This is a genomic window from Ectothiorhodospira lacustris, assembly GCF_022227845.1.
Taxonomy (GTDB): Bacteria; Pseudomonadota; Gammaproteobacteria; order Ectothiorhodospirales; family Ectothiorhodospiraceae; genus Ectothiorhodospira; species Ectothiorhodospira lacustris.
This window is the reverse complement of the sequence record NZ_JAJNQN010000045.1, coordinates 1-1,287: the sequence shown is the minus strand read 5'-3', so window position 1 is coordinate 1,287 and position 1,287 is coordinate 1. Positions and strand designations below refer to the sequence as shown.

The window sequence follows — 1,287 nt, the reverse complement described above, 5'->3', positions numbered from 1 at the left end:
GGTGGGGGTGGACATGCACCGGCAAGATCGTGATTCTTTAAGGTGACGAAGCCAAAAAAGAGCCACGAAACACACCGATGCACGCCACGGACCTGATTCACGCAAACTTGGGGGTTGCTTGTCAATCCATTCACCGCACCCGCTTCAACGCGCTGCTGATCGCCACGGCGGCGGCTCTGGACGGGCAGACCACCTCGGTCACCGGTCTTGGCCGGGCATCGCAGCGAAAGATCACCGAAAAGGCGAGCATCAAGCAGATGGATCGGCTCGTCGGTAACCCCAGGATGCATCGAGAGGCGGCGACGGTTTATCAGGCCATGGCTCACTGGCTGGTTGGGCAGGAAGAGCGCCCAGTGATCTTGGTGGACTGGTCGCCGGTGGCGGTGGATGAGAGCATTCACGTGTTGCGCGCCTCGGTGCCCGTGGGCGGCCAGGGAAGAACCCTGTACCAGGAGTGCCACCCTCAGTCCAAGTACGCTAACCGCGAGATCCAGGAGGACTTTTTGAAGCGCCTCTCGGAGGTCTTGCCCGCCGGAGTCCGCCCGGTGATCGTCACGGACGCCGGTTTCAAGAAACCCTGGTTTCGCGCCGTGGAAGCTTTGGGCTGGGACTGGGTGGGCCGAGCGCGAGGTCTGGTCCAGATGACGCGGCCAGGCGAGGACATCTGGCTCAATACCCGCGAATTGGGATGCTTGCTGGATGAAAATCAGCCGACCTTCATGGGTGCCTTTGCCATGACCCGCCACGATTCCCTGGAATGCCAGGTGTATGGCCTGCGCAAGCGCCTTCAGGGTCGTATTCATGCGACCCGGTCTGGCCGGCGCGCCCAGGCTGGCAAGAGTCGCGCGCATGCAACTGGGCAGAGAGAGCCCTGGGTCATTGCCACCTCCCTGCTTGGAGGGGCGAAGATCACCGACCGGGTGATAGCGCTCTATTCGCTGAGGATGCAAATTGAAGAGGATTTTCGTGCCAGCAAAAATGAGCATTATGGACTTGGCGTGAATCGTTCCCGCTCCCGCTCTGCGCAAAGATTTGATGTGCTGTTGCTGATTGCCGCCCTGGCCAGTTTTGCGGCCTGGTTGGTGGGTCTGGCGGCAGAGCATGAGGGACGCCACCGTCATTACCAGCCCAACACCGCGAAGCGACGGGTGTTATCCCATTTTTTCCTGGGCTTGAGAGTGCTGCGGCGAGAATCAGCCAACATCCTCGACGACACCTTACAGCGCATCAGATCGACCATACGAACCGTGTTTGCCGCCGGGATCCCTGCATGATTTCGTGGGGATA

General features: G+C 60.4%; 1 protein-coding gene. It reads left to right on the top strand.

The window, feature by feature from the left end:
* Window positions 1–77 precede the first annotated feature (77 nt).
* Complete coding sequence (locus LQ956_RS14865; protein ID WP_238630336.1) at window positions 78–1,274, top strand: IS4 family transposase; 1,197 nt, start codon at window positions 78–80, stop codon at window positions 1,272–1,274.
* The last annotated feature ends 13 nt before the right edge of the window (window positions 1,275–1,287 follow it).

Excerpts from the sequence above, each read along its gene's own strand:
- LQ956_RS14865 (WP_238630336.1), top strand. The coding sequence starts at position 78 with ATGCACGCCACGGACCTGATTCACGCAAACTTGGGGGTTGCTTGTCAA.